The following is a 23811-nucleotide window of genomic DNA, read 5'->3' as shown; positions in this document are numbered from 1 at the left end:
GTAAGCAGACGGCCCCCGCGCCGGAGGCATCCGCGTCAACGAACAGGAGCATCGCCAGGTGAGCATCGTGCCGGCGGAGGCCGTGTCCGCGCGAGGCGGCGGGAGCGTGAGGGTGGTCCGGGAGAGCCCCGCCGGGACGACGGCGGACGGCACGCCCGCCCCGCTCGCGCCGAGGGCGCGGCTGCTGCCCGCGCTGGCCGCCGTCTACCGCGCCCAGATGTCCCGGGCCCGGGTGGCCCGCATGCCGCTGCTGTTCGTCGCGACCTTCCAGTCCGTCGGGATCATGGTCCTGATGCGGGGGGTCGTGAACGGGGCGGAGGAGTCGCGGGCGGTTGTCGCCGGGGCCAGCGTCCTCGTGGTCGCGTTTGTGGCGCTCAATCTGCTCGCCCAGTACTTCGGGCACCTGCGGGCCAGCGGGGGCCTCGACCACTTCGCGACCCTGCCGGTGCCGCCCGCCGCGGTGGTGCTGGGTACGGCGGCGGCGTACGCGTCGTTCACGGTGCCGGGCGCGGTGTTCACGGCGGTCACGGGGAGCGTGCTCTTCCAGCTGCCGCTGGCCCATCTGTGGGTGCTGTTGCTCGTGATTCCCCCGGCCGGCGCGGCGCTCGCCGGGCTCGGCGCGGCGCTGGGCCTGCTCGCGCCGCGTCCCGAGCTGGCGACGCTGCTGGGGCAGCTCGGCATGTCCGCGGCCCTGCTGCTGGGCGTGCTGCCGGCGAACCGGCTCCCGGAGCCGGTCACCTGGGCGCGGGACCTGCTGCCGTCCACGTATGGCGTGGAGGCGCTCTCCCGGTCGTTCGACGCGCATCCCGACTGGGTGGCGGTCTTTCTGGACCTGGGGGTCTGCGCGGCCGTCGGCGTGGTGTCGCTCGCCGTCGCCACGTGGGCGTACCGGCGTGCGGCGGTCCGGTGAGGCGGGCGTGGGGCGGGCCTGGCACGATGGCAGGGTGACCGCACCCCTGACACCGCCTCACCAGCCGCGACACGATCCGTGGCAGACGCCGCCGGACGGTGCTTCCGGCGAACCCGGATCCTTGCGGGATGCCACGTCCGGCACCGACTCCGACACCGACTCCGACGCGGGGGTCGGGGCCGAGGTGCGGACGGCCGTCGTCGTGACGGTGGTGCTCGCGGTGGCGGGCGTGCTGCTGGGGTTGCTGTGGCTGTGGCTGTCGCCGCGGATCCCGCTGGTCTCGGACGATACGGCCGTCTTCCTCAAGGACACCGAGGGCGAGGAGGCGATCGGCGCGGACGGTACGTTCGCGCTGCTGGGGCTGGGGTTCGGCGCGATCGCCGCTGCCGCTGTTTTCCTGTTCCGCAAGCGCGGCGGGGTCGCGGTGGTGGTGGGGCTGGTGCTGGGCGGGCTGGTCGGGTCGTTCCTGGCGTGGAAGATCGGCGTGTGGCTGGGGCCGACGTCGGATGTGGTCGCGCATGCGCGTGAGGTGGGGAAGGGCGTCACTTTTGACGCGCCGCTGAAGCTGAACGCGATGGGCGCGTTGTTGGCGTGGCCTGTGGCGGCGATGGTCGTCAACCTGGCGTTGACGGCGGTGTTCGGGCCTCGGGATCCGGAGCCGGAGTGGGACTGGAGCGGATTCGGGCCGCCGCCGGGGGCGGGTAAGCCGTGAGGGTGGCGGGCGCGTCCGCCTGACGCCCTTGTCCTCAAGCGCCGGACGGGCTTGATGGGGCCGCCGAGGCCCGGTGGGTGGGTGTCCTCAAGCGCCGGACGGGCTGGAGGTGGCCGGAGCGGTGGGGAAGCGAAACGCTCTCGGGAGATCGTCAGGGGCGCGCGATCGGGGCCAGCGTCGCTGACGTCAGGGTGGTCAGGGCGCTGGGGGACAGTTCTACCTCCAGGCCTCGGCGGCCCGCCGAGACGCAGATCGTGGCGTGGGACTCCGCCGAGCTGTCCAGGACCGTGCGGAGTCGCTTCCGTTGGCCCAGGGGGGAGATGCCGCCCCGTACGTAACCCGTCGTACGTTCCGCCGCCGCCGGGTCCGCCATCGACGCGCGCTTGCCGCCCACCGCCGACGCCAGGGCCTTGAGGTCCAGGGAGCCGGCCACCGGGACGACCGCCACGGTCAGTTCGCCGTCCACGTCGGCCACCAGCGTCTTGAAGACCCGGTCCGGGGACACGCCCAGGGCCTCCGCCGCCTCCTCGCCGTACGACGCGGACGCGGGGTCGTGCTCGTACGCGTGCAGGGTGTACGCCGTGCCCGCCGCCGTGAGGGCGACCGTCGCCGGGGTGCCTCCCGATCCGGGCTGGTGCTTTTTCTTGGCCTTCGCCACCGGTCGTGTCCTCGGGTCGGATCGAGTCAGGTCGGGAGTTCGGGAGTCAGGTCGGGTCGGTCAGTTCGGGCTCGTCGGCGATCTGGTCAGGTCCACCGCGGGCAGCGACGGGAGGTGGCGGATCACCGCCGTCTCCGACCGGAGGAGTCTCAGCTCCTCCCGCAGCCGCGCCGCCGTGTCCGGGGCCTCCAGCAGCCGCTGCTTCGACGGCGTGTCCAGCACCGCCGCCGCCGCGATCAGGTACGACACCACCGAAGGCTCGTCGGGCAGTTCGTCGCCCGTCGCCAGCGTCCGTTCACGCGCGCCCGCCAGCCGCTTCTGGTAGCTGCGGAACGCCCGCAGCACCCCTTCGGCCAACGCGGACGCGCCCTCGCCGACCTCCTCGGGCAGCTCCTCCACCTCGGCCGTCAGATAGGAGCCGCTGGTGTCGACGGACAGCAGCCGGATCCGGGTGGTGCCGGTGGCCATCACCTCGAAGCTGCCGTCGGGGCGTTCGCGGATCGTCGCCGCGTCCGCGACGCAGCCCACGTGGTGGAAGGCGTCCATGGGTTCGGGGCCGAAGCCGTCGGTGGGGCCGCGCTCGGGCAGGGCCGCCCGGTCCGGCAGGCCCGGGGCGGTCGGCGAGAGTTCGTGCCCGTCGCGGACGGCGACCACGGCGAAGCGGCGCGGTTCGGTCTCGTCCGTCTTCAACAGCTCGCGCATCAGCGTGCGATAGCGCTCCTCGAAGACGTTCAGGGGCAGGACGAGGCCCGGGAACAGCACCGCGTTCAGCGGGAAGAGAGGGAGGCGTGCGGTGGTCACAACGCTCAAGCGTAGTGGCCCCGGGGCCTTCTCCGGTCTGCCCGGGCCCGCAAAGGCATTTCGGCGGCCACCTGGAGCCGTACGCCGTCCCGGGTTTCGAGGAACTGGCCCAGCGGATCGTCGGTGAAACACGTCCACGGGAAGGACGTCGCGTACGGTCCGACAAGCCGGAACTGCTCCAGGGCCTCCGCCCAGCGGCCGCGTCCCACCAGGACGTACGCGAGGAGATTGCGCACCTCGGCCGGCCAGGGATCGCCCGCCTCGTACCGCGCGGACACCGCGACGGCCAGGTCGGCCGCCGCGTCGATCCGGTCCCCCTGTACGGAAGTGGGGTCGCCGCTCATCAGCAGGGTGAAGGCGGCCCGCACGGGCAGCGCCTGGACGAGCGAGCCGGGCAGCGCGTCGTGCGCCGCCTGTTCGGCGAAGTCGAAGCACTCGCGGTGCGAGCCGTACCAGAGGGCCGACAGGTACTGGAGCGCGGCGACATGGCACCCGTAGTGGTGCGGGGAGCGCCGTACGGCCTGCCCCCAGAGCCCTTCGAAGGCGGAGTGCGTGGCGTGCGTGCCGCGGGCGTGGTCGAGCGCCAGGCGCCACGGCACCGGGTCGCGCGGGTCGCCGTCGGCCGCCGCGTCGATCAGCGGGCCCATCTCCCGCAGCCGTTCGGCGCGCGCCGGTGACTCCCAGGCCCGGCGGACGGCGAGTTCGGCCTTGACGAGCAGCGCGTCAGGGTCGCGGGGCGCCGTCGCGAGCCAGTCGGTGAGCCAGTCCTGGCGGCTGTGGGCGAACGCGGCCAGCCGTCTCACATAGCGGTCCCGGTTCTCCCATTCGGCTGATTCCCGTGTGGTCGCGAGGAGCTTCGCGGCCTGTTCGTACGCGCCGAGAGCGGCGGAGACCAGCACGGGAGCGAGCCGCTCGTCGGGGGCGTCGAGCAGTACGGCGTCGTCGGGCGGCTGCCCCGCGGCGAGCAGCGGGGTGTGCCGGACCATACGCGCGGTGCTGATCAGGGCGCGGAGCAATGACATGGTGCCGACCATTGAAAACCGCAGGTCGTGGCCGCGCCAGAGGGCTGCTGTGAAGCTTTCGTAGGGGTGGAAAGGTTGTAGCCGCCCAGGTCAAGGGAGGGTAAAGAAAGGGGGGTTAGCCGCGGCGCAGGAGACGGGAGGCACCGGCTGCGACGGTGGTGGCGAGGATCCACCCGAGCATGACCAGCACAGCCCCGGTCCACTGCCAGCCGCCTTCCAGCCGCCAGTACCCGTCCTGGCCGAGATTGATCACCGGTACGAGCAGATCCAGCGCGAAGAGGGCCGGGTTCCATTCGGGGTGTTCGGTCATCTTGAGCGGCGGCGGGGCGTGCCGGGCGAACGCGATCGTGCCCGCCGCCCAGAGGACAGCCATCCACAGCGCCGCCCGCCCGGGGCGGTAGCCGTACGCCACCGTCCAGTCCTGGAGGTACCCCCAGAGCTTCGCGGCGAGCGGCAGCGTCTCGCGGCGGCGGCGCTGCTTGACGAGCAGCACCTCGCGCGCGTCGGCGTCCTCGCCGCTGTTGCGCAGCACCTGCGCGAGCCGTTCGTACGGCTCCGGCGCGTACTCGGGCGTCGCCGCCGCGACCCACTCCAGGCGGCGGCTGAGCGGGAAGTGACCGACCCACACGAGGTTCTCGTAGACGAAGCCGCCCATGGCGAGCCCGCCGGGCCCCGGCCAGCTGGTGGACACGTCGACCAGTGTGACGATCTTCGCCCCGCTCAGCACGACCCGTCCCTCCTCGGGGCGTTCGCACGTGAACCGCAGCTCTGGCGTGACGATCCTGCGCAGCGACAGCTCCTCCCCGGCCATCAGGACGAACCGCGCCTGGTCGACGTCGACCGCGTCCCCGAACCGGCCGTCGTCCAGCCGCACCCCGCCCCGGCACTCGAAGGGCTGCACCCGGGTGCCGGGCGGCGGGCCGCCGGCGATCCCGACGCCGTACGGGGGAGTGGAACCGGAGCCCGCGGCCTCGTCCGTCACCCACGCGCCGGTCATGTGGAGCGTGCGCTCGACCGTCAGGCGCGGCGCGTTGAGCGCCCGGCGGTCGCGCGGGGCGCGCAGCCGGCTGCCGCGCAGGCTCAGCGACACCCCGACCTTGGCGCCGCGGAGACTGACCTCGCCGTATGTCTCGATCTGATCGGCCTGGAGGTCCTGGGCGACCGTCATGCCGTCGGCGGTGATCGCCCGGCCCATCCGGTCCGGACGTACCTCGATCTGGCTGATCAGCAAATCCGTACCGATTTGTGCGTCCGTCAGGCGTATCCCGTGCTCGACCCGGCAGCGCGGCAGGTGAAGGTCACCCTCCGTGTGCAGCCGGGCGGCCTCCAGACGCGGTATGGCACAGCCCGCCATGCGCAACGTGGTGAAGTGCGACTCGGGGAGCACGATCTCGTTGTCGAACAGACAGCGGTCCAGTTCGACGTACGGCGCGATCGTGCCGCCCGCGAGGGTCAGCGTCCCGGTGATCCGCACCCCGCGCATCTTGAGCGCGGCGACCCGGCCAGGGAGCGCCGGCGGGCCGCTGAGCAGGAGTAACGCGATGACCCTGGCGCGCACGCTGCGGTTCGCGCCCCAGCCGTGCGGCACGAAGGGGTCGTCCCGCCGGGGGTCGTACGTGGAGAGGTCGTACGTACTGCCGTTCCGGAAGGCCTGCCACATACCCAGCTCCGCCGCGCTCAGCCAGTCGGGCGCCTCACCTTCCTGCGGCTCGGTCACGGTCACCGCCGCTCCTCCGCTTCCTCGTCACGTCGTTACTCATGGTGTTCCCCCTGGGTGACGGCCTGAACGCTAGTGGTGACATGAGCCTGGCGGGACATGTATCAGCCAGTGATACTCACGTCCGGCGGCCGGAGGCCGTCTGCGAGAATTGACCGCGTGATCTCACGAATCGACCTGCGCGGCGGCGCCCTCCCCGAGGGCTCCGCGCTCCGTGACCTGCTGCCCCGAGCCGAGTTCGACGTGGAAGCCGCCCTGGAGAAGGTGCGGCCCATCTGCGAGGACGTGCACCATCGCGGTACGGAAGCGCTGATCGACTACGCGGAGAAGTTCGACGGCGTGAGGCTCACCCGCGTCCGGGTGCCCGCGGCCGCCCTGGCCGACGCCCTGGCGGGGCTCGCCCCGGCCGTACGGGCCGCGCTGGAGGAGTCCGCCCGGCGCGCCAGGCTCGTCCACCGCGAGCAGCGGCGCGCCCCCCACACCACGCAGGTGGTGCCCGGCGGCACGGTCAGCGAGAAGTGGGTCCCGGTCGGACGCGTCGGGCTGTACGCGCCGGGCGGCCGGTCCGTCTACCCCTCGTCCGTGATCATGAACGTGGTGCCGGCCCAGGAGGCCGGTGTCGAGTCGATCGCGCTGGCCTCGCCGCCGCAGGCCGAGTTCGGCGGGCTGCCGCACCCCACGATCCTCGCCGCCTGCGCCCTGCTGGGCGTCGACGAGGTGTACGCGGTCGGCGGCGCCCAGGCCGTGGCGATGTTCGCGTACGGCACCACGGGCCCCGACGGCTGCGCCCCCGCCGACATGGTCACAGGACCCGGCAACATCTGGGTCGCCGCCGCCAAGCGGTACTTCACCGGCCGCATCGGCATCGACACCGAGGCGGGCCCCACCGAGATCGCGGTCCTCGCGGACTCCACCGCCGACCCGGTGCACGTCGCCGCCGACCTCATCAGCCAGGCCGAGCACGACCCGCTCGCCGCCGCCGTCCTCGTCACCGACTCGGTGGAGCTGGCCGACGCGGTCGAGAAGGAGCTGGAGCCGCAGGTCGCCGCGACCAAGCACATCGAGGACCGGGTCGCGCCCGCGCTGGCCGGCAAGCAGTCCGCGATCGTCCTGGTCGACTCCGTCGAGGACGGCCTGCGGGTCGTCGACGCGTACGGCGCCGAGCACCTGGAGATCCAGACCGCCGACGCCGCCGCCGTCGCCGAACGCGTCCGCAACGCCGGGGCGATCTTCGTCGGCCCGTACGCGCCGGTGTCCCTCGGCGACTACTGCGCCGGCTCCAACCACGTCCTGCCGACCGGCGGTTGCGCCTGCCACTCCTCCGGGCTCTCCGTCCAGTCCTTCCTGCGCGGCATCCACATCGTGGACTACAGCAGGGACGCGCTCGCCGAGGTCGCCCACCACGTGGTGACGCTGGCCGAGGCGGAGGACCTGCCGGCGCACGGCGCGGCCGTCAAGGCGAGGTTCGAGTGGAAGGTGCCCACCGCATGAGCGGCGCCTCGGGACCGGATGCCCCCGGCGACATCGGCATCGACGACCTGCCCGTACGGGACGAGCTGCGCGGCAAGACCCCGTACGGCGCGCCCCAGCTGGACGTCCTCGTCCAGCTGAACACCAACGAGAACCCGTACCCGCTGCCCGAGGCGCTGGTCGAGCGGATCACCGAGCGGGTCCGCGAGGCCGCGCGCGGGCTCAACCGCTACCCCGACCGGGACGCCGTCGAGCTGCGCACCGAGCTGGCCGCGTACCTCTCCAGGACCGGCGGGCACCCGCTGACCACCGCCCACGTGTGGGCCGCCAACGGCTCCAACGAGGTCATCCAGCAGCTGCTCCAGACCTTCGGCGGCCCGGGGCGCACCGCGATCGGCTTTGAGCCGTCGTACTCGATGCACCACCTCATCGCGCGCGGCACCGGCACCGGCTGGCTCTCCGGGCCGCGCGGCGAGGACTTCACGATCGAGGTGACGGCCGCCGTGGAGGCGATCACCGAGCACCGCCCCGACGTCGTCTTCATCACCTCGCCCAACAACCCCACGGGCACGGCCGTCGACGCGGAGACCGTCCTCGCGCTGTACGAGGCGGCCCAGGCCGCCAAGCCGTCCCTGGTCGTCGTGGACGAGGCGTACGTCGAATTCAGCCATCGTCCGTCGCTGCTCCCGCTCATCGAGGGCCGCCCGAGGCTGGTGATCTCCCGCACGATGTCGAAGGCGTTCGGCGCGGCGGGCCTGCGTCTCGGCTATCTCGCCGCCCACCCCGCCGTGGTCGACGCGGTCCAGCTGGTGCGGCTGCCGTACCACCTCTCGGCCGTCACCCAGGCCACCGCGCTCGCGGCCCTGGAGCACACCGATACGCTGCTCGGGTACGTGGAGACACTCAAGGCGGAGCGGGACCGTCTGGTGGACGAACTGCGGGCCCTCGGTTACGAGGTCACGGACTCGGACGCGAACTTCGTGCAGTTCGGCCGCTTCGAGGACTCCCACGCCGCGTGGCGGTGGATCCTCGACCGGGGTGTCCTGGTCCGCGACAACGGCGTACCGGGACGGCTGCGGGTCACCGCGGGCACCCCGTCCGAGAACGACGCGTTCCTCGACGCGGTACGGGAACTCAAGAAGGAGCAGAGCGCATGAGCCGCATCGGCCGCGTGGAGCGCAGTACGAAAGAGACATCCGTCGTCGTGGAGATCGACCTCGACGGCACCGGGACGGTCGACGTGTCGACCGGGGTCGGCTTCTTCGACCACATGCTCGACCAGCTCGGCCGGCACGGCCTGTTCGACCTCACGGTGAAGACCGAGGGCGACCTGCACATCGACACGCACCACACCATCGAGGACACCGCGCTGGCGCTCGGCGCCGCCTTCAAGCAGGCCCTCGGCGACAAGGTCGGGATCTACCGCTTCGGCAACTGCACGGTCCCGCTGGACGAGTCGCTCGCCCAGGTCACCGTGGACCTCTCGGGCCGGCCGTACCTGGTGCACACCGAGCCCGAGAACATGGCGCCGATGATCGGCTCGTACGACACCACGATGACCCGGCACATCCTGGAGTCCTTCGTCGCGCAGGCCAGGATCGCGCTGCACGTGCACGTGCCGTACGGGCGCAACGCCCACCACATCGTGGAGTGCCAGTTCAAGGCCCTCGCCCGCGCGCTGCGGTACGCCTCCGAGCGTGACCCCCGCGCCGTGGGAATTCTTCCGTCTACCAAGGGTGCCCTGTGACCGGCCTGTCGACCATCCTGATCGTCCTGGGGCTCTTCCTGGCGGGCGGTGTCTACTCCTTCACCAAGCAGAAGCTGCCCACCGGTGTGATCACCCTGCTGGCGATCTCCTCCGCCTTCTGCCTGGTCGCGGGTGTCCTGCGGATCCAGGGCATCTGGGGGTGACACCGGTGACCGAACCCGCGAGGCCCGCCAGGCCCGCCAAGAAGGTCGTCGTCTTCGACTACGGCTTCGGCAACGTCCGCTCCGCGGAACGCGCCCTCGCCCGCGCCGGCGCCGACGTCGAGATCACCCGTGACTTCGACCGGGCCATGAACGCCGACGGGCTGCTCGTGCCCGGCGTCGGCGCCTTCTCCGCCTGCATGCGGGGGCTCAGGGACGCGCGCGGCGAGTGGATCATCGGCCGCCGGCTGTCCGGCGGCCGGCCCGTCCTCGGGATCTGCGTCGGCATGCAGATCCTCTTCGAGCGCGGCATCGAGCACGGCGTCGAGACCGAGGGCCTCGACGAGTGGCCCGGCACGGTCGAGCCGCTGAACGCCCCGATCGTGCCCCACATGGGGTGGAACACCGTCGAGGCGCCCGAGGACAGTCAGTTGTTCGCGGGCGTCGGCGCCGACGAGCGCTTCTACTTCGTGCACTCGTACGCCGTGCGGAAGTGGGGCCTCGAAGTCACCAACCCCGCGATCCGCGCCCCGCGCGTCACCTGGTCCACCCACGGCGAGCCGTTCGTCGCCGCGGTGGAGAACGGTGCACTGTGGGCCACCCAGTTCCACCCCGAGAAGTCCGGCGACGCCGGCGCCCAGCTGCTGACCAACTGGATCGGAACCCTCTGAATGTCTCCTGTGCCGAAGCTCGAACTCCTCCCCGCCGTCGACGTCCGTGACGGCCAGGCCGTACGCCTCGTCCATGGCGAGTCGGGATCCGAGACCTCGTACGGCTCGCCCCTCGAAGCGGCCCTCGCCTGGCAGCGCTCGGGCGCCGAGTGGCTGCACCTGGTCGACCTGGACGCCGCGTTCGGCACCGGTGACAACCGCGACCTGATCGCCGAGGTCGCCGGGGCCATGGACATCAAGGTCGAACTGTCCGGCGGGATCCGCGACGACGCCTCGCTCGCCGCCGCCCTCGCCACCGGCTGCACCCGCGTCAACCTCGGTACGGCCGCGCTGGAGACACCCGAGTGGGTCGCCAGGATCATCGCCGAGAACGGCGACCGGATCGCGGTCGGCCTCGACGTACGGGGCACGACGCTGCGCGGGCGCGGCTGGACCCGCGACGGCGGCGACCTCTACGAGACCCTCGCCCGCCTCGACGCCGAGGGCTGCGCCCGGTACGTCGTCACGGACATCGCCAAGGACGGCACCCTCCAGGGCCCCAACCTGGAGCTGCTGCGCACCGTCTGCGCCGCGACCGACCGGCCCGTCGTCGCCTCCGGCGGGGTCTCCTCGCTGGCGGACCTGCTCGCCCTCGCCACGCTCGTGCCCGAGGGAGTCGAGGGCGCGATCGTCGGCAAGGCGCTGTACGCGAAGGCGTTCACGCTCGAAGAGGCGCTGGAGACGGTGGCCGGGACGGTTCTCCGATGAGCGAGGAGTCGCCGGACCAGGTGCGGAAGATCTCCTCGGGCGGCCCCTGGGAGGAGTCCTTCGGCTACTCCCGCGCGGTACGGCTGCCCAACGGCCTGGTCCTGGTGTCCGGTTGTACGTCGGTGGTCGGCGGCCGGATCGCCGAGGGCAGCCCGTACGAGCAGACGAGGACCGCCTTCGGCGTGGCCGTCAAGGCACTGGAGGAGCTGGGCCTCGGCGTCGAGCACGTGGTGCGTACCCGGATGTACATCACCCACCCCCGGGACAGCGACGACGTGGGCCGGGCCCACAAGGAGCTGTTCGACGCCGTACGGCCGGCCGCCTCGATGGTCGTCGTCGCGGGCCTCATCGACCCGAGCCTGGTGGTCGAGGTGGAGGTGGAGGCCTACCTGGCCCCCTCGGGAGGCTCCGCATGAGCCTGGCGGTACGGGTCATCCCCTGCCTGGACGTGGACAACGGCCGGGTCGTCAAGGGCGTCAACTTCCAGAACCTGCGCGACGCGGGCGACCCCGTCGAGATGGCGAAGCTGTACGACGCCGAGGGCGCCGACGAGTTGACGTTCCTCGACATCACCGCCTCCTCCGGCGACCGCGAGACCACGTACGACGTGGTGCGGCGCACCGCCGAGCAGGTCTTCATCCCGCTGACCGTCGGCGGGGGTGTCCGTACCCCCGAGGACGTCGACAAGCTGCTGCGGGCCGGCGCGGACAAGGTCGGTGTCAACACGGCGGCCATCGCCCGCCCCGACCTGATCCGCGAGATCGCCGAGCGCTTCGGACGGCAGGTGCTGGTCCTGTCGGTCGACGCGCGGCGGACGCCGTCGGGCTCCTTCGAGGTCACCACGCACGGCGGCCGGAAGGGCACCGGCATCGACGCCGTCGAGTGGGCGCACCGGGCCGCGGAACTGGGCGCCGGGGAGATCCTGCTCAACTCGATGGACGCGGACGGCACGAAGGACGGCTACGACACCGAGATGATCGCGGCCGTACGGAAGCACGTGACGGTCCCCGTCATCGCCTCCGGCGGCGCGGGCCGGCTCGCGGACTTCCCGCCGGCCGTCGCGGCGGGCGCCGACGCGGTCCTCGCCGCGTCCGTCTTCCACTTCGGCGATCTGCGCATCGGCCAGGTGAAGGAAATCCTGCGCCAAGCGGGCCATCCGGTCAGATAGGGCGGGGTGAGGGGACGGTTCCGGCCGTTCCTCCGCCACTTCCGACTTGATCGCACAAGATATATTGCGCAACTTTCCTTTCCTAATTTAGCGTGCAGGCCATGACACGCAGGGAAACCCGCGGAGTGACGGGCCCCGAGACCTTCAAGGTCTTCGGACACCCCCTGCGCATGAGGCTCTACCGCGCCCTCCACCTCTCCCGGACGGGCACCGCCTCCCAACTCGCCGACCAGGTCGGCGAAACCGTCTCGCTCGTCAGCTACCACCTGCGCAAGCTCGCCGATCACGGACTGATCGACGAGGCGGAGGGACAGGGCGACGGCCGGGAGCGGTGGTGGAAACTCGCCTCCGAGGACCCGGCCCTCCGCGCCGCGTCCTTCAGCCGCGAATACCTGGCGCCGCTCACGGCCGCGCAACTCGCCGAACTCTCCCGCGAGATGCACGACCTCGTCAGGAAGTACGAGATCGCCGGCCGGGCGGCCGAGGAGGCGGGGGACACCGAGGGGCGCGAGAGAGTCGCGCTGCACACCTACGGTTTCCCCTTTCGTGTCTGACGCGTGTCCGACCCTTCCGGCTTTTCCGATCCTTCTGACTATTTCCTGAATCTTTCGATCATTCCCGGTCTTCCCGACCATTGTCTGTTCCTCTCCCTTTCCCACCCTCCCCCCTACTGAGACCAGAGAGGACCGTTGAGCATGCCCCCACATGCGATATCAGCGCCCGCCAAGAACGGGACCACCCCCCCACCCCCCGCACACCGCGACGGAAACGTATTGCGCTGGCTCGGCGCCTATACCGCGTCGATGGTCGGCAGCAACGTCTATTTCGTGGCCCTCGCCTGGGCCGCCGCCCGCACCGGCAGCCCTGCTCAGGCCGGCCTGGTCCTCGCCGTCGGATCGGTGCCCCGCGCCGCGCTGATGCTCGGCGGCGGAGTGGTCGCGGACCGCTTCGGGCCCCGTCTGGTGGTCATCGGCAGTGACGCGGCGCGCTGCGTCTTCATCCTCGGCATGGCGGCCGTGCTGATGTTCATCAGCCCCTCGGTCTGGCTGCTGGCCTCGGTCGCGCTGGTCTTCGGCGCGGTCGACGCGCTGTTCCTGCCGGCGGTCGGCGCGCTGCCGCCCCGGATCACCGCCCCCGGCCAACTGGTCCGGGTGCAGGGCATGAGCGGGCTCGCCACCCGTTTCGCCAACGTCGCGGGAGCGCCGATCGGCGGTCTGACGGTGGCCATCGGCGGCTCGGCGTCGGCCTTCACCGCGGCGGGGGTGCTCTTCGCGGTGTCGCTGCCGCTGCTCCTGACCGTACGGATCGGCGGGCTGCCCGGCGCGAAGGGCGACCAGGGTGCCGGGGACGAGCACAGGGAGGGGATCGCGGCGGCGGCGGAGAGCCCCGTACCGCACGACACGATCCCGGGGCCCCGCGACGGTGCCGACGCGCGTAGAGAGCGGGCGGGAGAGGCCGGGGCGGGCACCGAGGCGGCTCCGGGGACGGAGCGGACGGATGGCGCGGACTCCGCGTCCGCCGGCGCCGGCCGCGCACTCCTCGACGGGCTGCGCTACATCCGCCACCACCGCGTCCTCGCCCCGCTGATCCTCGTCAGCGCCATCACCCAGCTGGGCTTCGTGGGACCGCTCAACATCGGGCTCGTCCTGGTTTCCGAGGAGCACGGGTGGGGCGCGTCGGGCCTGGGCTGGATCATCGCCGCGTTCAGCGTGGGCGCCGCCGGGGCCTCGCTGCTGCTGACGGTCCGCGGCCGGGTCCCCCGGGCCGGCTTTGTCATGTGCGCTTCTACGATTGTCGGCTCGGTCGCCATCGCCTGTATCGCGTACGCCCCGTCGGTGGCCCTCGCGTCCGTCGCCGCCGTCTGCGTCGGACTGCTCGCCGGCCTCGGCGGCGCGCTGTCGGCCGCGCTCGTCCAGACCCAGACCGAACCGGGCTACCTGGGCCGGGTCACCTCGGTCTCGACGCTCTTCGGACTGGGCATCGCCCCGCTCGTCTACCCGGTCATGGGCGCGGCCATCGGCGCCTGGGGCTCGGGACCGGTCTTCGTGGCCAGCGCCGCGCTCTGCGCCGCGGGCACGACGTTCGGGCTGTGCGTCAAGCAGCTCCGCCTGGCCGAGCTGCCGGGCTGAGCCCCGTACGCCACCCAGGGTCGGTCCGCTCCTGTCCGCCGGGCGTCTCCGGGCGCCCGGCCAGGGGGCGACGCCCTGTCACGACCCCGGACGCCCGCCCCCGTACAGCCGGCCGTCCTCAGATGCCGAGCTTCGCTTCCAGCACCCGCGTCACCGCTTCCTTGTCACCCTCCACCTGCACGTCCGCCGCGGCCTGGCGCCCCGAGAGGAACAGCAGCAGCTCGCCCGGCTCGCCGGTGACCGTCACCACCGGCGCCCCCTTGCGGGCCACCGCCGTCCGGCCGTCCGTCCGCCGCAGCACCAGACCCGCCGGGGACTTGCGCCCCATCAGCCGGGCCCCCTTCTCCAGCCGCGACCACAGCGAGTCCGCGAAGACCCGGTCCAGCTCGCGCGGGGTCCAGTCGGGCTGCGCCCGCCGGACGTCCTCGGCGTGGATGTAGAACTCCGAGGTGTTCGCCGCCTCGTCGAGCTGCTTGATGTTGAACGGGGACATCTTCGGCGGTCCCGTACGGATCAGCTCGATCAGCTCCTCGTACGGCTTCGCGACGTATTCGCCCTGGACCCGGTCCAGCCGGTTCTTGAGCAGGGGCAGCATCGTTCCCCCCGCCGCGTCGAGCCGGCGCTCACGCACCACCACGTGAGCGGCCAGGTCCCGCGCGGTCCAGCCGTCGCAGAGGGTCGGCGCCTCGGGGCCCGCGGTCTCCAACAGGTCGGCGAACAGAAGCCGTTCACGCTTTGCATGGGTCGACATGTCCGCAAGGGTACGGCCGCCCCAGCCCGTCCGCCCAGTGGACTCCCCTCCCGCCGGGCCGCCCGGGCGCGGCACAATGGCCGCATGAGCAGCTCGACCGCGGCGCCGGGACCGACCGGCGGCCTCGACCCCGCCATCGCCGACCGCCTCAAGCGCAGCGCCGACGGACTGATCCCGGCCATCGCCCAGCAGTACGACACGGGCGAGGTGCTGATGCTCGGCTGGATGGATGACGAGGCCCTGCACCGCACCCTCACCACCGGCCGCTGCACGTACTGGTCCCGCAGCCGCCGCGAATACTGGGTCAAGGGCGACACCTCGGGCCACGTCCAGCACGTGAAGTCCGTCGCCCTCGACTGCGACGCGGACACCGTCCTCGTCCAGGTCGACCAGGTCGGCGCCGCCTGCCACACCGGAGCCCGCACCTGCTTCGACGAGGACGTCCTGCCGCTCGGGCGGTGAGGCGCTCCCCCACACGCGGGGACCCCTCGCACCGCACGGGGAGCCCGCGCAGCCGGCGAAGAGCCAACGAGTAGGGTCAGCGGCCATGGATCTTGAGACCTTCCGCAAGCTGGCGGCCGACCGCCGTGTGATCCCGGTCAGCCGGCGCCTCCTCGCGGACGGCGACACCCCGGTCGGCCTGTACCGCAAGCTCGCCGCCGAGCGTCCCGGCACGTTCCTGCTGGAGTCCGCGGAGAACGGCCGCTCCTGGTCCCGCTACTCCTTCGTCGGGGTACGGTCCGCCGCCACGCTCACCGAACGGGACGGCGCCACGCACTGGCTCGGCGCCCCGCCCGTCGGCGTCCCCGTGGACGGCGACCCGCTGGCCGCCCTGCGCGCCACGGTGGAGACCCTGCACACCCCCCGGGACCTGGGGGGTGTGCAGGGTCTGCCGCCCTTCACCGGCGGCATGGTCGGCTTCCTCGGCTTCGACATCGTCCGCCGCCTGGAGAGGATCGGCGACCACGCGCGCGACGACCTCGGGCTGCCCGAGCTGACGATGCTGCTCACCTCGGACCTCGCCGTCCTCGACCACTGGGACAACACCGTCCTGCTGATCGCCAACGCGATCAACCACAACGACCTGGACACCGGCGTCGACGAGGCGTACGCGGACGCCGTCGCCCGGCTCGACGCCATGGCCGCCGACCTCGCCAGGCCCGTCGACTCGATGCCCACCACGCTGCCCGTCTCCGAACTCCCCGAGTACACCGCGCTCTGGGGCGGCCCCGACTTCCAGGCCGTCGTGGAGGACATCAAGGAGCGCATCAGGGCGGGGGAGGCCTTCCAGGTCGTCCCCTCCCAGCGCTTCGAGACGCCCTGCACCGCGAGCGCGCTCGACGTCTACCGGGTGCTGCGCGCCACCAACCCCAGCCCGTACATGTACCTCTTCCGCTTCCCGTCCGCCGACGGCGGTGAGGCCTTCGACGTCGTCGGCTCCAGCCCCGAGGCGCTGGTGAAGGTCGAGGACGGGCGCGCCATGGTCCACCCCATCGCCGGGACCCGGCCGCGCGGCGCCACCCCGCAGGAGGACCAGGCCCTCGCGGACGAGCTGCTCGCCGACCCCAAGGAGCGCGCCGAGCACCTCATGCTCGTGGACCTGGGCCGCAACGACCTCGGGCGGGTCTGCCGGCCCGGCAGCGTCGAGGTGGTCGACTTCATGTCCGTGGAGCGGTACTCCCACGTCATGCACATCGTGTCGACCGTCACCGGCCGGGTCGCCGAGGGCCGTACGGCCTTCGACGTCCTGACCGCCTGCTTCCCGGCGGGCACCCTCTCGGGGGCCCCCAAGCCGCGCGCCCTCCAGATCATCGACGAGGTCGAGCCCACCCGGCGGGGCGTGTACGGCGGCTGCGTCGGCTATCTCGACTTCGCCGGGGACTCCGACACGGCCATCGCCATCAGGACCGCGCTGCTCAGGAACGGCACCGCGTACGTCCAGGCCGGGGCGGGCATCGTCGCCGACTCCGACCCGGTGTCCGAGGACCTGGAGTGCCGGAACAAGGCGGCGGCGGTCCTCAGGGCCGTCCACACGGCGAACCGGCTCCAGGCGCCCGCGCCGCACTCCGGCTGACGGGCTGAGGGGCAGGCGGGCCCGGCCGGGGACCGCCGGAACCCCGGGGCGGCGGCACGAAAGGCCCGTAAGGGATAGTGGTGGGGTGAGTGCCGTCCCCGTACCCCAGCCCCGCGCCGCCGTCCCGGTGTCCACCGACGCCGCGAGCAGCCGCCGCAGTCTCGCCGTCGCCCTCCTTCTCGGTGCCGCGGGCGCCGCCGTCGTACTGATCGCCTCCGGCCAGGTCTGGTCCCGGGGCACCGCGTCGGTGGGCGGGGGCAGCGTGCCGCTCTCGGCCGACGGCCGTGACGTCACCGGCGTGCCCGCCGCCCTCGCCGTCGTGGGCCTGGCCGCCCTCGTCGCCGTGTTCGCCGTCCGCAGCGGAGGGCGCCTGCTCGTCTCCCTGCTGCTCACGCTGAGCGGCGCGGGAGCCGCCGCCACCGCCTTCCTCGGCGCGTCGGACAGCTCCGCCCTGGACGAGAAGGCCGCGACGACGGTCGGCGACAGCTCCGCGACCATCGGCGACGTCCTGACCCACACGGCCTGGCCGTATGTCACCGCCGTCGCCGGGGTCCTCATCCTGCTCGCCGGCCTGCTCTCCCTGCGGTACGGGAAGCAGTGGCCCGCCATGTCCGGGCGCTACGAACGCGAGGGCGCGTCCCGCGCCGGCGCCGGGAGCGCCGCCGTGCGCAGGGGCCCGGCCAAGGCAGCGCCCGTGGTGGACCCCGACCGGCCGGAGGACCTGTGGAAGGCGCTGGACCGGGGCGAGGACCCGACGCGGGAGACGTGACCCCCGGCGCCGGAATGCCCCGCTCATGCGGGACAATGGCGCTGAGCGTCCGACTCACACAGCGCAACACCAACGAGGAGCAACTCATGGCGGGCACCAGCCACGGACACACCCCGGCCGCCTGGACCGGCGTCACCATCGCGTTCATCGGGTTCTGCGTCGGCGGGGTCTTCACGGTGACGGCGGACCCGGTCGGGTTCTGGGTCGGCATCGGGGTCGTCCTGCTCGGCGGCGTGGTCGGCCTCGGGATGAAGTTCATGGGTCTCGGCATGCCGCAGGAGTCCACGGAGCAGGCGCGCGCCAGGGCCGAGGCCGGGCGGGCGCAGGTCGAGGGGGCCAACGCCTCGGACACGGAGGAGAAGGCCGCCGACAAGGCCCACCAGACCGTCTGACGGGAGCCTCCCGCCCCCTCCGGCATACGGTGGCACGACGCGGCCCGGCCATGTCCGGGCCGCGTCCCGCCGCCGGCCGGTGCCTCCCCGCCGCCCCGTGCGGCGGCCGTGACCATCACCGGGTGGATGCCATGTCAGTCCCCTCCGCACCGGTTCCGGCGGCACCGGAGCCGTCGGCCGAGCAGGCCCGGACCGCTCCCGTGTTCCCGCCGGGCGCGCACGCGCCCGCGCCGCCCGGACCGCCCGCCGCCTCACTCGTACGCCGGCTCCTCGCCCCGGTCGGCTCCCTGGCCGCCGTCGCCGGAGCCTTCACGTACGTCGGGCTGATCGACCCGAACAACCCCGGCCACTACCCCGTCTGCCCGCTGTACGCCCTCACCGGGCTCTACTGCCCCGGCTGCGGCGGGCTGCGCAGCGCCCACGCCGTCGCCCACGGCGACCTGGCCGCCGCCCTCGGCGACAACGCGCTGGCCGTCCTCGGATACGGGGTGGCCGCCGCGCTCTGGGTGCTCTGGACGGTCTCGTCCGTGCGGGCCAGGACCCGGCTCCCGCTGCCCGTCCCGCGCCGTCCGGCCGTGTGGTGGGCCGTCGGCGGAGTCGTCCTGATCTTCACACTGATCAGAAACCTGCCCTTCGGCTCGTCGCTCGCTCCCTGAAGGCGCAGGTCGTGGCAGGCTCGGGTATCCGGATGCGGGTCCTGGGACCAGTTCCGGATAGCATCGATATGGCTGATCCTGATTCAGTCGGCTCGACCGGCCGACCTCCTCGGCCGACCTGATCACAACCCTCCCGGAAGGGGGCCGCTCCCGTGAGTGTGCTCGACGAGATCATCGACGGCGTGCGCGCCGACCTCGCGGAGCGGCAGGCACAGGTAAGCCTTGACGAGCTCAAGGAGCGCGCCGCCAAGGCCCCCGCGGCGAAGGACGCCCTCACCGCACTGCGCGGTGAAGGGGTCCACGTGATCTGCGAGGTCAAGCGCTCCAGCCCGTCGAAGGGCGCGCTCGCCGCGATCGCCGACCCGGCCGGGCTCGCCGCCGACTACGAGGCGGGCGGCGCGGCCGTCATCTCCGTACTGACCGAAAAGCGCCGCTTCGGCGGTTCGCTGGCCGACCTGGAGGCCGTCAGGGCCCGGGTCGACATCCCGGTCCTGCGCAAGGACTTCATCGTCACCTCGTACCAGCTGTGGGAGGCGCGTGCCTACGGCGCCGACCTGGTGCTGCTCATCGTCTCGGCGCTGGAGCAGGACGCGCTGGTGTCGCTCATCGAGCGGGCCGAGTCGATCGGGCTGACCCCGCTGGTCGAGGTCCACGACGAGGACGAGGTCGAGCGGGCGGTGGCCGCCGGGGCGAAGATCATCGGCGTCAACGCGCGTGACCTCAAGACGCTCAAGGTCGACCGCGGCACGTTCGAGCGGGTCGCCCCCGAGATCCCGGCCGGCATCGTGAAGATCGCCGAGTCGGGGGTGCGCGGTCCGCACGACCTGATCGCGTACGCCAACGCCGGGGCCGACGCGGTCCTCGTCGGCGAGTCGCTGGTCACCGGCCGCGACCCCAAGTCCGCGGTGGCCGACCTGGTCGCCGCCGGGGCCCACCCGGCGCTGCGGCACGGAAGGGACTGACCCCACCGTGTCCGACGCCGTCGCCGTGGTGCGCCTGCCGCCGCTGCCGTCGCCCCACGCGCCCCTGGCGCGCGGGTGCCGGCCGCGCGGCTGCCGTGCGCCGGCGCGGCGGGTGCACGGACGGCGGGTGCGGTACGTGATCGGCGACGAGCCCGGTCAGGTCAACGGGATGCGATGGCGCGGCGGTCGCTGAGACCGCAGTTGTCCACCGGGTCACGCGGCCCGGGCAGGTCCGCGGAGGGGCGTCGTACGCCCTCACCGTCACGGGACCCCGCCCTGCCGTCGCCCGGATCCGCCCGTTGCTCCGAGGAGTCGTACCGGAATGTCCGAGAAGTCAGACCTGTCAGAATTCTTCATCCCCGATCCCGAGGGACTGGTCCCCAGCGCCGAAGGCTACTTCGGTGACTTCGGCGGCAAGTTCATCCCCGAGGCGCTCGTCGCCGCCGTGGACGAGGTCGCCGTCGAGTACGAGAAGGCCAAGGGCGATCCCGCCTTCGCGGCCGAGCTCAACGAGCTGATGGCGAACTACACCGGCCGGCCCAGCGCGCTGACCGAGGTCCCGCGGTTCGCCGAACACGCCGGGGGCGCCCGGGTGTTCCTCAAGCGGGAGGACCTCAACCACACGGGGTCCCACAAGATCAACAACGTACTGGGGCAGGCGCTGCTCACCAAGCGCATGGGCAAGACCCGGGTCATCGCCGAGACCGGCGCCGGCCAGCACGGCGTGGCCACGGCCACCGCCTGCGCGCTCTTCGGCCTCGAATGCACCATCTACATGGGGGAGATCGACACCCAGCGCCAGGCGCTGAACGTCGCCCGCATGCGGATGCTCGGCGCCGACGTGGTGCCCGTGCTGTCCGGGAGCCGGACCCTCAAGGACGCCATCAACGAGGCGTTCCGCGACTGGGTCGCCAACGTGGACCGTACGCACTACCTCTTCGGCACCGTCGCGGGACCGCACCCCTTCCCCGCGATGGTCCGGGACTTCCACCGCGTCATCGGGGTCGAGGCCAGGCGCCAGATCCTGGAGCGGGCCGGACGGCTGCCGGACGCCGCCGTCGCCTGTGTGGGCGGCGGGTCCAACGCGATCGGGCTCTTCCACGCGTTCATCCCCGACGCGGACGTACGGCTCGTGGGCTGCGAGCCCGCGGGGCACGGCATCGAGAGCGGCGAGCACGCGGCCACGCTCAGCGCGGGCGAGCCCGGCATCCTGCACGGCTCACGGTCGTACGTCCTCCAGGACGAGGAGGGCCAGATCACCGAGCCCTACTCGATCTCCGCCGGACTCGACTACCCGGGCATCGGCCCCGAGCACGCGTACCTCAAGGACAGCGGGCGCGGCGAGTACCGCGCCGTCACGGACGACGCGGCGATGCAGGCGCTGCTGCTGCTCTCCCGTACGGAAGGGATCATCCCGGCCATCGAGAGCGCGCACGCGCTGGCCGGCGCCCTGGAAGTGGGACAGGAGCTGGGGAAGGACGGCCTCATCCTCGTCAACCTCTCCGGACGCGGCGACAAGGACATGGACACGGCCGCCCGCTACTTCGGGCTGTACGACGGGGAGGGCTCCAAGTGAGCGGGAACGTAGCGCTGCTCGACGCCACACTGGCGGCGGCCAAGGCGGAGAACAGGGCCGCCCTCATCGCCTACCTGCCCGCCGGGTTCCCGACGGTGGACGGGGGCATCGCGGCGGTCAAGGCCGTTTTCGACGGGGGCGCCGACATCGTCGAGGTCGGACTGCCGCACAGCGACCCGGTGCTCGACGGACCCGTCATCCAGACCGCCGACGACATCGCCCTCAAGGGCGGCGTCAAGATCGCGGACGTGATGCGCACGGTCCGTGAGGCGTACGAGGCGACCGGGAAGCCGGTGCTCGTGATGACGTACTGGAACCCGATCGACCGCTACGGCGTCGAGCGGTTCACCACCGAACTGGCCGAGGCGGGCGGCGCCGGGTGCATCCTGCCCGACCTGCCCGTCCAGGAGTCCGCGCTGTGGCGCGAGCACGCGGAGAAGCAGGGCCTCGCCACCGTCTTCGTGGTCGCGCCCAGCAGCAAGGACCAGCGGCTCGCCGAGATCACGGCCGTGGGCAGCGGATTTGTCTACGCGGCCTCCCTGATGGGCGTGACCGGTACGCGCGTGTCGGTCGGCGCGCAGGCCCAGGACCTCGTGACGCGCACCCGCGCCACGACCGACCTGCCGGTCTGTGTCGGGCTCGGGGTGTCCGACGCCGCGCAGGCCGCCGAGGTCGCGGGTTTCGCGGACGGGGTGATCGTGGGCTCCGCCTTCGTGAAGCGGATGCTGGACGCCCCCGACGCGGCGTCGGGCCTGGTCGCGGTGCGTGAGCTGGCGGCCGAGCTGGCCGCCGGTGTTCGCAAGCGCTGACGGGTGGCATAACCCGTAAGGGTGGACCTGGGGCCGGGGAGGTGCGTACGCACCTCCCCGGTTCGTTGCGCCCTGCGTGAGCGAGAAGAACCGTGAGGCAAGGCGGAGCGCGAGAGAGCGGCTCCAGCAGGAACGTGCGGCGGAGAAGACCCGGGAGAAGCGCAAGCGGGTGGTGGTCGTCGCGTCGACCGTGGTCGGCGTGCTCGGGGTGGTCGCCGTGATCGGCGTGGTCGCCGCCAACGCGGGCAAGGACGGCACCAGCGACGCCGCGGGCCCCGTGCTCGCGCCGTCCGGTGTCTCGGGCAAGGACGAGCTGGCGATCCCGGTGGGCGCGCCCGACGCGCCCTCCACGCTGACCGTGTGGGAGGACTTCCGCTGCCCGGCGTGCGCCCAGTTCGAGAACGCGTTCCGGAGCACCGTCCACGAGCTGGAGAACCAGGGACAGCTCAAGGTCGAGTACCACCTCGCCACGATCATCGACGGCAACATGGGCGGTACCGGCTCGCTGCGGGCGGCCAACGCGGCCGCCTGCGCCCAGGACGTCGGCAAGTTCGCCCCGTACCACGACGAGCTGTACAAGAACCAGCCCGCGGAGACCGACGACGCCTTCGCCAAGAACAGCCGGCTGCTGGAGCTGGCGGGCAGGATCGAGGGCCTGGAGTCGGCGCCCGGCTTCCGCCAGTGCGTGCAGGGCGGGGACCACAACAACTGGGTGAACAAGTCGGCGACGGCGTTCCGTACGGGCCGCTTCACCGGGACGCCGACCGTGCTCCTGAACGGGGAGGCGGTCTTCCCGAAAAAGGGCAACGAGAACATCACACCCGACAATCTGAAGAAGTGGGTGAAGGAGGCCAACCGGGGCAAGAAGCCCGGTACGGCACCGCCCGAGACCACCTCCGTGGGCTGACCTCGTTACCAGGAAGTTGCCGGGCGGGTCGGCGCAGGCCCCGCCCGGCACGGTACCGTCGGTTCTGCCATGGAACTTGCCTACATTCCCAGCCCGTCGTCCGGTGTGCTCCATCTTGGACCGCTCCCGCTGCGCGGCTACGCGTTCTGCATCATCATCGGTGTCTTCGTCGCCGTCTGGTACGGCGGCAAGCGCTGGGTCGCCCGGGGCGGCAAAGCCGGCACCGTGGCCGACATCGCCGTCTGGGCGGTGCCCTTCGGCCTGGTCGGCGGGCGGCTCTACCACGTCATCACCGACTACCAGCTGTACTTCAGCGACGGTGAGGACTGGGTCGACGCCTTCAAGATCTGGGAGGGCGGCCTCGGGATCTGGGGCGCGATCGCGCTGGGCGCGGTGGGCGCCTGGATCGGCTGCCGGCGGCGGGGGATCCCGCTGCCCGCGTGGGCGGACGCGCTGGCGCCCGCGATCGCGTTCGCGCAGGCGATCGGGCGGTGGGGCAACTGGTTCAACCAGGAGCTGTACGGCAAGGCCACCGACGTGCCGTGGGCGCTCAAGATCTCCTCGGGGCCGAACCGCGAGGCGGGCCTCTACCACCCGACCTTCCTGTACGAGTCGCTGTGGTGCGTCGGGGTGGCCCTGCTGGTCATCTGGGCCGACCGCCGCTTCAAGCTCGGGCACGGGCGGGCGTTCGCGCTGTACGTCGCGGCGTACTGCGTGGGGCGCTTCTGGATCGAGTACCTGCGGGTCGACGAGGCGCACCACATCCTGGGCCTGCGCCTGAACGACTGGACGGCGATCATCATCTTCGCGCTGGCGGTCACGTACATCGTGATCTCGTCGCGGATCCGCCCTGGGCGGGAAGAGGTGGTGGAGCCTGACCGCGACGAGTCGGCGAAGCCGGTGACCTCGGAGTCTTCGGAGTCTTCGGAGCCCGAGGACACGGAGCCGACCGACGCGGATGTCGACGCGGCGGACGCGAAGACGACGACCTGACGCGACCTG

Annotated in this window: 28 protein-coding genes; 23 read left to right on the top strand and 5 right to left on the bottom strand. The window is 72.3% G+C overall.

Going from position 1 to position 23811, the window contains the following annotated elements:
• Positions 1–58 precede the first annotated feature (58 nt).
• Together ACIO1C_RS09430 and ACIO1C_RS09425 are read left to right on the top strand one after the other, a co-directional pair.
• Positions 59–910, top strand: coding sequence for an ABC transporter permease (locus tag ACIO1C_RS09430; protein ID WP_401860291.1), 852 nt, complete (start codon positions 59–61; stop codon positions 908–910).
• 7 nt (positions 911–917) lie between these two features.
• On the top strand, positions 918–1622 hold the full coding sequence (locus ACIO1C_RS09425; protein ID WP_401860289.1) for an ABC transporter permease: 705 nt from the start codon (positions 918–920) through the stop codon (positions 1620–1622).
• A gap of 151 nt (positions 1623–1773) precedes the next feature.
• Here ACIO1C_RS09425 and ybaK read toward each other — a convergent pair whose 3' ends face one another.
• From ybaK to ACIO1C_RS09405, 4 genes are all read right to left on the bottom strand, one after another.
• Positions 1774–2280 (bottom strand): Cys-tRNA(Pro) deacylase, encoded by a 507-nt coding sequence (gene ybaK / locus ACIO1C_RS09420; protein ID WP_401860286.1) that lies wholly within the window; start codon positions 2278–2280, stop codon positions 1774–1776.
• Positions 2281–2340: 60 nt separating this feature from the next.
• Entirely contained in the window at positions 2341–3081 is a 741-nt protein-coding gene (locus tag ACIO1C_RS09415) for an LON peptidase substrate-binding domain-containing protein (protein WP_401860284.1), read from the bottom strand.
• 5 nt (positions 3082–3086) lie between these two features.
• A complete protein-coding gene (locus tag ACIO1C_RS09410) occupies positions 3087–4115 on the bottom strand; it encodes a hypothetical protein (RefSeq protein ID WP_401860281.1) in 1029 nt (342 codons plus the stop codon).
• Between the two features lie 103 nt (positions 4116–4218).
• Positions 4219–5820, bottom strand: a complete 1602-nt coding sequence (locus ACIO1C_RS09405) for an oxidoreductase (RefSeq protein ID WP_401860998.1) — start codon at positions 5818–5820, stop codon at positions 4219–4221.
• Between the two features lie 159 nt (positions 5821–5979).
• Here ACIO1C_RS09405 and hisD point away from each other — a divergent pair, with 159 nt between their 5' ends.
• The 10 genes from hisD to ACIO1C_RS09355 all read left to right on the top strand — a co-directional run bounded on the left by hisD (position 5980) and on the right by ACIO1C_RS09355 (position 13913).
• The gene (gene hisD / locus ACIO1C_RS09400) at positions 5980–7311 is read left to right on the top strand and encodes a histidinol dehydrogenase (protein WP_401860280.1); all 1332 of its coding nucleotides are present in this window, start codon (positions 5980–5982) and stop codon (positions 7309–7311) included.
• Positions 7308–8447, top strand: a complete 1140-nt coding sequence (locus ACIO1C_RS09395; RefSeq protein ID WP_401860278.1) for a histidinol-phosphate transaminase — start codon at positions 7308–7310, stop codon at positions 8445–8447. The genes hisD and ACIO1C_RS09395 overlap by 4 nt, the downstream gene beginning before the upstream one ends.
• Positions 8444–9037, top strand: a complete 594-nt coding sequence (gene hisB, locus ACIO1C_RS09390; RefSeq protein WP_356424590.1) for an imidazoleglycerol-phosphate dehydratase HisB — start codon at positions 8444–8446, stop codon at positions 9035–9037. The genes ACIO1C_RS09395 and hisB overlap by 4 nt, the downstream gene beginning before the upstream one ends.
• Positions 9034–9201, top strand: coding sequence for a hypothetical protein (locus ACIO1C_RS09385; RefSeq protein ID WP_167033751.1), 168 nt, complete (start codon positions 9034–9036; stop codon positions 9199–9201). The genes hisB and ACIO1C_RS09385 overlap by 4 nt, the downstream gene beginning before the upstream one ends.
• 5 nt (positions 9202–9206) lie before the next feature.
• Positions 9207–9869, top strand: a complete 663-nt coding sequence (hisH, locus tag ACIO1C_RS09380; RefSeq protein ID WP_401860275.1) for an imidazole glycerol phosphate synthase subunit HisH — start codon at positions 9207–9209, stop codon at positions 9867–9869.
• A 9-nt stretch (positions 9870–9878) separates the two neighbouring features.
• Positions 9879–10616, top strand: coding sequence for a bifunctional 1-(5-phosphoribosyl)-5-((5-phosphoribosylamino)methylideneamino)imidazole-4-carboxamide isomerase/phosphoribosylanthranilate isomerase PriA (priA, locus tag ACIO1C_RS09375; protein WP_401860995.1), 738 nt, complete (start codon positions 9879–9881; stop codon positions 10614–10616).
• Positions 10613–11032: a RidA family protein gene (locus tag ACIO1C_RS09370; protein WP_401860273.1), complete on the top strand. Its 420-nt coding sequence runs from the start codon at positions 10613–10615 to the stop codon at positions 11030–11032. The genes priA and ACIO1C_RS09370 overlap by 4 nt, the downstream gene beginning before the upstream one ends.
• Entirely contained in the window at positions 11029–11784 is a 756-nt protein-coding gene (gene hisF, locus ACIO1C_RS09365) for an imidazole glycerol phosphate synthase subunit HisF (RefSeq protein WP_401860271.1), read from the top strand. The genes ACIO1C_RS09370 and hisF overlap by 4 nt, the downstream gene beginning before the upstream one ends.
• Positions 11785–11885: 101 nt before the next feature.
• The gene (locus ACIO1C_RS09360; protein WP_401860269.1) at positions 11886–12338 is read left to right on the top strand and encodes a winged helix-turn-helix domain-containing protein; all 453 of its coding nucleotides are present in this window, start codon (positions 11886–11888) and stop codon (positions 12336–12338) included.
• Positions 12339–12479: 141 nt separating this feature from the next.
• Positions 12480–13913, top strand: coding sequence for an MFS transporter (locus ACIO1C_RS09355; RefSeq protein ID WP_401860267.1), 1434 nt, complete (start codon positions 12480–12482; stop codon positions 13911–13913).
• Between the two features lie 118 nt (positions 13914–14031).
• On the opposite strand, the gene ACIO1C_RS09350 is transcribed toward ACIO1C_RS09355, so the two are convergent.
• Positions 14032–14664, bottom strand: coding sequence for a TIGR03085 family metal-binding protein (locus ACIO1C_RS09350; protein ID WP_401860264.1), 633 nt, complete (start codon positions 14662–14664; stop codon positions 14032–14034).
• Positions 14665–14748: 84 nt separating this feature from the next.
• Between ACIO1C_RS09350 and hisI the strand changes: the two genes are divergently transcribed.
• From hisI to lgt, 11 genes are all read left to right on the top strand, one after another.
• Positions 14749–15126, top strand: a complete 378-nt coding sequence (hisI, locus tag ACIO1C_RS09345) for a phosphoribosyl-AMP cyclohydrolase (protein WP_401860261.1) — start codon at positions 14749–14751, stop codon at positions 15124–15126.
• 85 nt (positions 15127–15211) lie between these two features.
• Complete coding sequence (locus ACIO1C_RS09340; RefSeq protein ID WP_401860259.1) at positions 15212–16738, top strand: anthranilate synthase component I; 1527 nt, start codon at positions 15212–15214, stop codon at positions 16736–16738.
• Positions 16739–16823: 85 nt separating this feature from the next.
• A complete protein-coding gene (locus tag ACIO1C_RS09335; protein WP_401860257.1) occupies positions 16824–17507 on the top strand; it encodes a TIGR02234 family membrane protein in 684 nt (227 codons plus the stop codon).
• Between the two features lie 86 nt (positions 17508–17593).
• Positions 17594–17899 carry an HGxxPAAW family protein gene (locus tag ACIO1C_RS09330; protein ID WP_401860254.1) on the top strand — a complete coding sequence of 102 codons (306 nt, stop codon included), beginning with the start codon at positions 17594–17596 and terminating at the stop codon, positions 17897–17899.
• A 131-nt stretch (positions 17900–18030) separates the two neighbouring features.
• Complete coding sequence (locus tag ACIO1C_RS09325; RefSeq protein WP_401860252.1) at positions 18031–18555, top strand: DUF2752 domain-containing protein; 525 nt, start codon at positions 18031–18033, stop codon at positions 18553–18555.
• Between the two features lie 152 nt (positions 18556–18707).
• The gene (gene trpC, locus ACIO1C_RS09320) at positions 18708–19517 is read left to right on the top strand and encodes an indole-3-glycerol phosphate synthase TrpC (protein ID WP_401860249.1); all 810 of its coding nucleotides are present in this window, start codon (positions 18708–18710) and stop codon (positions 19515–19517) included.
• Between the two features lie 7 nt (positions 19518–19524).
• The gene (trpM, locus tag ACIO1C_RS09315; protein WP_401860246.1) at positions 19525–19710 is read left to right on the top strand and encodes a tryptophan biosynthesis modulator TrpM; all 186 of its coding nucleotides are present in this window, start codon (positions 19525–19527) and stop codon (positions 19708–19710) included.
• A gap of 129 nt (positions 19711–19839) precedes the next feature.
• Positions 19840–21093, top strand: a complete 1254-nt coding sequence (gene trpB, locus ACIO1C_RS09310; protein ID WP_401860244.1) for a tryptophan synthase subunit beta — start codon at positions 19840–19842, stop codon at positions 21091–21093.
• Complete coding sequence (gene trpA / locus ACIO1C_RS09305; RefSeq protein ID WP_401860242.1) at positions 21090–21902, top strand: tryptophan synthase subunit alpha; 813 nt, start codon at positions 21090–21092, stop codon at positions 21900–21902. Before trpB ends, trpA begins: the two co-directional genes overlap by 4 nt.
• Positions 21903–21978: 76 nt before the next feature.
• A complete protein-coding gene (locus ACIO1C_RS09300; RefSeq protein WP_401860240.1) occupies positions 21979–22809 on the top strand; it encodes a DsbA family protein in 831 nt (276 codons plus the stop codon).
• Positions 22810–22878: 69 nt separating this feature from the next.
• The gene (lgt, locus tag ACIO1C_RS09295) at positions 22879–23802 is read left to right on the top strand and encodes a prolipoprotein diacylglyceryl transferase (protein ID WP_401860238.1); all 924 of its coding nucleotides are present in this window, start codon (positions 22879–22881) and stop codon (positions 23800–23802) included.
• The last annotated feature ends 9 nt before the right edge of the window (positions 23803–23811 follow it).

Source organism: Streptomyces sp. NPDC087420 (assembly GCF_044744165.1).
Lineage (GTDB): Bacteria > Actinomycetota > Actinomycetes > Streptomycetales > Streptomycetaceae > Streptomyces.
The sequence above is the reverse complement of the archived record's forward strand: the minus strand, read 5'-3'. Positions and strand labels throughout refer to the sequence as shown.